Here is a 501-nt window from a genome sequence, read left to right on the forward strand (position 1 = left end):
GCAGATAGCAAGCTATCTCTGTTACCGCTCGACTTGCATGTGTTAAGCCTGCCGCCAGCGTTCAATCTGAGCCATGATCAAACTCTTCAATTAAAAATCGTTTGTGATGCTCACCTTAACTCACCTAAGTGAACCAAGAAAAGACATCTGCTCAATGAATTCTGTCGTGTCACTCAATCCCGACTAGGAACTAAGTAACTACATAAAACGTATTATTTATTCATTCCTTAAAAAGGAAATTCTAAATTATACTTATTTTTGTGTGACATCATATTAAGCTGTTTTTTTGTTACCCGAAGGTAACTATGTAAAATCAACGTTAATGTGAGTGTCCACACAAATTGCATGATAACTAATTGTTAAAGAAAGTTAGTTCCTTCAAAGAAGATAACTAACCGATACAGAATCTCATTCGCTCTATACCGTAAAGTAATTCGTTGCTGCAGGCCTTGCCTGAAGCGAGATGCGCATTCTACGCACCTGAGTTTTAATGTCAACGTT

At 37.5% G+C, this 501-nt stretch carries 1 rRNA gene; it reads right to left on the reverse strand.

The features are described 5' to 3' along the window. Positions 1-93 (reverse strand): 16S ribosomal RNA (locus H4J41_RS00060); the annotation flags it as partial. Positions 94-501 lie beyond the last annotated feature (408 nt).

Source organism: Colwellia sp. MB3u-45 (assembly GCF_014077005.1).
In the GTDB taxonomy this organism is placed as follows: Bacteria; Pseudomonadota; Gammaproteobacteria; order Enterobacterales; family Alteromonadaceae; genus Cognaticolwellia.